Annotated in this window: 7 protein-coding genes; 6 read left to right on the top strand and 1 reads right to left on the bottom strand. The window is 36.9% G+C overall.

Translation table 11 applies throughout. From position 1 onward, the window contains the following. Nucleotides 1-441: 441 nt before the first annotated feature. Nucleotides 442-1,356 carry a proline-specific peptidase family protein gene (locus Q0K80_RS09685; protein WP_294605821.1) on the bottom strand — a complete coding sequence of 305 codons (915 nt, stop codon included), beginning with the start codon at nucleotides 1,354-1,356 and terminating at the stop codon, nucleotides 442-444. 160 nt (nucleotides 1,357-1,516) lie between these two features. On the opposite strand from Q0K80_RS09685, the gene Q0K80_RS09680 reads away from it, so the two are divergent. The 6 genes from Q0K80_RS09680 to Q0K80_RS09655 all read left to right on the top strand — a co-directional run. Then, entirely contained in the window at nucleotides 1,517-2,266 is a 750-nt protein-coding gene (locus tag Q0K80_RS09680; protein WP_294605819.1) for a PAS domain-containing protein, read from the top strand. 225 nt (nucleotides 2,267-2,491) lie between these two features. Further along, nucleotides 2,492-2,941: a DUF3290 domain-containing protein gene (locus Q0K80_RS09675; protein ID WP_294605817.1), complete on the top strand. Its 450-nt coding sequence runs from the start codon at nucleotides 2,492-2,494 to the stop codon at nucleotides 2,939-2,941. A 12-nt stretch (nucleotides 2,942-2,953) separates the two neighbouring features. Beyond that, complete coding sequence (locus Q0K80_RS09670; RefSeq protein ID WP_294605815.1) at nucleotides 2,954-3,589, top strand: DUF421 domain-containing protein; 636 nt, start codon at nucleotides 2,954-2,956, stop codon at nucleotides 3,587-3,589. Nucleotides 3,590-3,602: 13 nt separating this feature from the next. Beyond that, nucleotides 3,603-4,424 (top strand): Sir2 family NAD-dependent protein deacetylase, encoded by an 822-nt coding sequence (locus Q0K80_RS09665; protein WP_294605814.1) that lies wholly within the window; start codon nucleotides 3,603-3,605, stop codon nucleotides 4,422-4,424. A gap of 10 nt (nucleotides 4,425-4,434) precedes the next feature. Next, nucleotides 4,435-5,388, top strand: a complete 954-nt coding sequence (locus Q0K80_RS09660) for an exonuclease domain-containing protein (RefSeq protein WP_294605812.1) — start codon at nucleotides 4,435-4,437, stop codon at nucleotides 5,386-5,388. Between the two features lie 105 nt (nucleotides 5,389-5,493). Beyond that, nucleotides 5,494-6,213 (top strand): DNA/RNA non-specific endonuclease (locus tag Q0K80_RS09655; RefSeq protein WP_294605810.1); only part of this gene is annotated, 720 nt, incomplete at its 3' end.

Raw genomic sequence — 6,213 nt, 5'->3', positions numbered from 1 at the left:
TTTTTGGATACTCTCAAAACGTTTTCAATTTATAATAACATGAATTGGTCTATACTTAAAATATTATCTTATATGTTTGTTAAAAATAATATTTGATAAAGCAATACGTATACCTTTATTGCTAAAGCCTATAGTTAAAGCTATAAGCTTGATTAAAATAAAATTCAGTTTAGCAGTTTTTGGTCTAATTGCTTTTTCTTATCAAACTAATAATTATAATATAATAAATAGATTTGATAAAGTTATTGTTATTAAAAAATAGGATTTTTATTTTATACTGTTATTTAAATTTTGATACGGCTCTAGCAAAATTAATCACTAAATCTTTTAAAGAATCATTTTCTGAAATTGATGTAATTTAAATTTTTATTACTGCATGTAAAAAACAAGCAGTTATTTGCTTGTCTTCTTTGCGTTTATATTTGATTCGGGGAAATAATATTATTCTCCTTTAAAGGTGTTTTCTTCCACTTGGCGAATAAAGTCAGCTAAATGTTTGTAATAAACAGCAGGATTATCAACCATGTGGTGATGACCACCATCAGGAGTTGTTACTAAGCGAGAATTAGGAATCTCTTTTTGCATAATTTTAGCAGTAGCAATTGGCATTGTTTCATTTTCACCAAAGGTTAACAGTGTCGGCACCTTAATATTTTTAAGTTGATCCCTAAAATGCCACTCTTTTAGTTTTCCGGTGATTACAAATTCATTGTCACCTTGAAATGCTTGGTAAACGGTGGTACCGCCAATATCTTTTAGATGGTATAGCTTAGAAGGTTGTTTACGGTCAACGAAGTTAATATTTAGAATATTGACATCTTCTTGGTAACGCTTGTTGTCGTAATCATTATTCTTTTCACATTCGTGCATAAAGTCAATTTCAGTTTGGGGCAACACCTCTTGGCGCCGGCGATTGACAGCTTCAACGTAATCATCAATGTCATCAACCATTGAAGAGATAATTGCGCCTTTTAAGTGTTGACCGTATTTGACAGCGTATTCTTGTACTAAAAGGCCACCCCAACTTTGACCGATGAGGTAAAAATTATCTAAACCCAGTTTTTGCCGTACTTCATCAACTTCATCTAGAAAATACTCGTAGGTCAAATATTTTTTAGCAATAGCAGGGTCAGAATAATCTGGTTGATCGGAATAAAGAGACCCTAGTTGATCATACATCGTTACCTGTACGTCCAACCCTTGTTTTTTCAGTTGCTCAGCAGTATCCTCCCAGTATTCATGGTTGCCTCCGGGACCACCGTGTAAAGCCAGCAAGTGAATATTTCCGTAACCTTGAGTATTCGTCCACAAATGATAACCATTATCTAATGTAATAATCTTTGTGCCAGTTTTCATATTTCTCTCCTTAATACCTTATCTTTCACTATCTATTTTAGCCCATTCTTATAGAAAGAAAAGTAAATCTCAGATGAAAAAATTAAATAGACGACTGAAAATAAGCGCTTCCGTGATACAATTAGTTTACTATTGTAGATAATATTAAAGGAGAATGAAAATGGCTGAACCCAAATGGTTAAAAGATATGAACCCTGAAGAATATTTAAAAGAAGATTTTGCTGCTACAGGCAAAAGTCGTTATACAGTTGAGGGATTAAAAAAAGAGGATCCTGATTGGCTTGATAAAGCAGCAGAAAAGACTCACGCTGCAACTGGCGACGACTATGTCAAGCTTGACAGTGGGTTATTAACAGTCAATCAAATTAACTGGATGTTGCGTAACACAATAGGCGAACTAACTTTTGTAGATGATAATAACCAATTCTTATGGTATAACCGTCCGGTTGATCCTAACACCAAGATGAAGGCTAAAAGAGTGCCCGCACAAGTAGGAGACACCATGGGAGAAGTTCACCCTGATGTTCGCGATGTCATTCCTGAAGCTAAAAAAGTTGTTCATGCTTTGCGCACGAAGGAAGCAGGTCATGATGCTGTTTATATGCCAGTACCAACAGGAAATCTTAAACAACTTGTTTTACATTATTACAAACGTGTTGAAGACGACGAAGGTAATTATGCTGGTATTTACGAATGGGTGCAGGACCTCTATCCGCTGGTAAAATACTTCTGTGAAACAACCGGACAAAAGTTGGTAGTCGATCCAGACGCTACAACGGGGGCTACGTACAGACGCAATTCTGATCCAGATGCTCAAACTGGAGCTTCAACTAAAGCCGAAACTGCCGCAGAAGAAGAGATCAAAAAAGAAGCTGAGCCGGACACAGCAACAGGTGCATCCCAAAACTAAGTTTAAATTAAATATTTATAAGTAGTAGTTAGACAGGTTCTAACTACTTTTTTGTTATACTGATAATATGTAGGCTTATAAACATAGTTTAGGTAAGCTGTTAGGGAGGAAGCGAACACTTTTAGCTATATTTGGTAAAATTTAATTTAGTTAATATGTGGTTTTGATATTGCTATTAACTTATAAAAACTAGAATAAATTATTTTTAATAGAGGTAATTATGTTATGACTTTTTACACACTTAAATATATTGACCAAAATCAAAATACAAGTAAAACCATTCTCTACATATTGATTGCAATTGCGGCTTTAACAATGATCGCATTCACAGTTTTGTATCTCAGACACAGATTCGATACTCGCTACCGGGATTTAGGGATCATTGCACTTTTATTTTTACTTTTATTTATGGGTACACAATACGAAAAATACGTGCAAACAAACGTAGTGAAATCTCAGTCTGAGCAAATTGCACCATTTATTAAATCAGTTGCTAAAGACCACAAAGTACCGGTTTCAGATGTAATGGTCAGTTCTACTACACTGCAAAACGGACTAATCGTCAGGGTTGACTCGAAAGATATTGACTATCAGTTGGAATTAAATGATGATAACAATTCATATTCTTTAAAGCAGGCTCATGTGATTAACCACACGGTCGACGTAAAGAATTAGGAGGAAATAATAATGAATTATACGCAGCTTTTTATTAAATTCGTATTAGGTGTGTTAACTTTAATTTTTCAAATAAATGTGTTTGGCAAAAGCAATATCGCTCCCACGACCGCTTTGGATCAACTGCAAAACTATGTTCTGGGTGGTATTATTGGTGGCGTTATCTACAATGCCAACATTTCCGTCTTGCAATTCCTACTCGTTTTGATCGTTTGGACTCTGGTTGTCTTTATCTTAAAATTTGCACGGGAGCACAGCAACTTTATTCGCGGCCTGATTGATGGCAAACCAATTCAAATAGTTAAAAACGGTCAGGTACTACCTCGTAATTGCTTGTCTGCCGGGCTGTCAGCTAATGAATTAATGTTCAAGTTACGCAGTCAAGGCATTTATTCTGTTGACCAAGTGAAAAACTGTATCTTTGAAAAGAATGGTCAACTAACAGTTATTAAAAAAGATGAGAAAAATGTCCGTTTTCCTTTAATTAATGATGGTCAAATCAACCAAGATGTGCTTGAATCTATTAATAAGGATGAAAAATGGTTAAAAGAGCAGATCAAACAAGCTGGCTATAATGACCCTAGTGATATTTTCTTAGGAGAATTTGAAGATGGCCAGGTTTCGTTTACTGGCTACAGTCAAAAATAGAAAAGAGAACTAAATGGAAAATTTGAATAAGGCAAAGCAGTTAGTCCAAAACGCGGAGGCTGTGGTTGTAGTTGCCGGTAATGGGTTGGCAAAAGCTGAGGGACTTGATCTTTTAGGTCAAGCAGATTTTGAGCGTGATTTTCCCAGCATTGTTCAAAAATATGACGTTCATTCAGTCGGATACGCACTTGATCAACATATTCCCTCATGGTCTGAAAAATGGCAATTGTGGTCAAGCCTTATTCAAAAATATTCCTTTGATTATCGCCCAAGTAGTGCATTAAAAAGTCTGTTGCATTTTCTTAGTCATAGACAGTATTTTGTTGTCACTTCAGCATTTGGTCACTTTTTCGAAACTGCCGGTTTTGACGAAAATCGTATTTTTAACGTGTTTGGTGATTGGACTAAAGCACAATGTTCAAGTGGGATCAATCATGGTCTTGCAAACATTCAGACTGCAGTTCAAAAAATTTTTGCAGCCCAACCAGGCGCTGCTATCGAAAAATTAGTACCAAAATGTGAGGTATGTGGTCAGCCATTGGAAATACATCTGCCGCTTAGTGATCATTTTTATCCCGATACTGCTGCCAATTCCCGTTTTCGCTGGTTTTTAACAGGTAATGAAGATAAAAAGACTGTCTTTTTGGAATTGGGAGTTGACGAAACCAGTCCGCAACTGCGTGAACCAATTGAACATTTGGTTGCAGAATACCCACAATGGTCTTATGTAGCTGCAGATTATCCGCAGGAGACATTGTTACCGGAAATTCAGGAGCGTAGTGCCGGTACAAATGCAGATACAATTAGTTTAATTAATAATCTTGTAACGGAGTAACTGATTCTCAATGAGTATTTATGTAAAAAATGGCGTGCTCCATGTTTCTGGCGTTCAGAATAAAATACGGGGCAAAGGTCAGGAATGGCCCGACTTTATTTCTGACTACACTATGCTTGATATCGAAACCACAGGCTTAAATCCCTACCGCGATCATGTAACTGAACTGGGTGCAGTTAAAGTCCGCAATAACAAAGTAGTGGCTGAGTTTAGCCAATTGGTTGTTTATCCGCGGTCGAACCGGGTCCCCAGTTTTATCACCAAGTTAAATGGCATTACTGAGGAGCTGCTTCTTAAAGAGGGGCTACCGGTAAAAGGAGCAATGACAGCTTTTCGCTCATTTATTGGCGCGGATATTATCATTGGCTATAACGTCAATTTTGACTTAAATTTCTTATATGATTTAGCGCAAAAGTTTAATTTACCAGAATTAAATAATGATTATGTCGACGTGCTGCGCCTGGCTCGCGTCTATTACCCCATGCAGCATAACCGGCTGCTTGACTGCATTCAGCGTGCCGGTATTGCACAAGTTGAACAGCACCACGGCTTAGATGATTCTCTTGATACTAAAAAAGTTTATGATGACTTTCGCCAGCATTTTACACCTGAGCTTTTACAAGAAGCACAAGGCAAGCTCAAAAATATGGATTTACTGCAGGAAAAGCTGGAAGCCTGGGAATTAGGTTTTCGCAATCCGGTTAATAACAAAAAAATTGCCTTTGCTCCTGAAGTAGAAATGAATAGTGCAGAAGCAGCTAAAATGGTAAATAATATGAACGGAATAGCCCAAACTGGTGTTAAGCCGGATACAGACTATTTAATTATGAGTGATGACGGCTTTTTTAGTAAAAGTAATTCGGAAACTCTTAAGGCCAAAGAATATAACCGTGCTGGCAGCAAGATTAAACGGCTGTCTGAAAGCTATTTTTTAAATATGCTTGATGAATGGGCCAGAAGTTAAAATTTTAAGCAAGGAATTGTTCAACCTTGCTTTTTTATTGTTCCCTGTTGCAAACAACAGTTCGATTAGCTATACTTAATTATTATTAACTAAGGAGCAATGTGAATGGCACGCAGGAGGAGCAGACGAAACACTAAGACGACCAACGCAGATTTTTGGGCAATAGTCATTATTATCCTATTTTTAGTATGGTTTGTTTCAACTAGAGGGGGATCAGATCCAAGTGGCCATCAAACGATGGATAGAATAACTCGTAATGACCAGCAAAAGGATAATAAAATAGAAAAAGCCAAGCCTGCAGCTAAAGTTTATGGGGGTCTATCAAACCAGGACTATCAAAAATTGGCTAATTTAGATTTTAAAAGCGGCAGTTCTTCTTATATTACAGTTAATAATGACCATTCAACTTTAATTAAAAATGCCTGGCGCGTTAACCGGGTCATTTATTCTGACTTGGACAGCTTAAACCGTACTTCCCACTCCAACACGGCTTTTTTGCAAAAGCGTAATGTGGCAAATGACAGCTTAAGAGAGCGGCAGTTTATCGAGCCAACGGGTTGGCATTATAACCGGCGCAATGGTACCCAAATTTATAATCGTGGCCACCTCATAGCTTATTCTGTTTCAGCAGGTATTGATTTTGATGGTAATTTTAATCCGCGTAATCTTTCAGGTGACCAAAATAATCCTAAAAATCTGTTCACACAGTCTGCTTTTTCAAATCAGAGGATAAAGACAAATTTTGAAAGCCGTATTCGTGTGGCCCTAAGGCAGAATAAAAGAGTAATTTATCAATCCACACCCATCTTTCGCGGCAATGAATTA

This window comes from uncultured Lactobacillus sp. (assembly GCF_945290125.1).
Taxonomy (GTDB): Bacteria; Bacillota; Bacilli; order Lactobacillales; family Lactobacillaceae; genus Lactobacillus; species Lactobacillus rizhaonensis.
This window is presented reverse-complemented; position numbering and strand designations above follow the sequence as displayed.

Coding starts and splice junctions, on each gene's coding strand:
- Q0K80_RS09660 (WP_294605812.1), top strand. CDS start 4,435: ATGAGTATTTATGTAAAAAATGGCGTGCTCCATGTTTCTGGCGTTCAG.
- Q0K80_RS09685 (WP_294605821.1), bottom strand. CDS start 1,356: ATGAAAACTGGCACAAAGATTATTACATTAGATAATGGTTATCATTTG.
- Q0K80_RS09675 (WP_294605817.1), top strand. CDS start 2,492: ATGACTTTTTACACACTTAAATATATTGACCAAAATCAAAATACAAGT.
- Q0K80_RS09680 (WP_294605819.1), top strand. CDS start 1,517: ATGGCTGAACCCAAATGGTTAAAAGATATGAACCCTGAAGAATATTTA.
- Q0K80_RS09665 (WP_294605814.1), top strand. CDS start 3,603: ATGGAAAATTTGAATAAGGCAAAGCAGTTAGTCCAAAACGCGGAGGCT.
- Q0K80_RS09670 (WP_294605815.1), top strand. CDS start 2,954: ATGAATTATACGCAGCTTTTTATTAAATTCGTATTAGGTGTGTTAACT.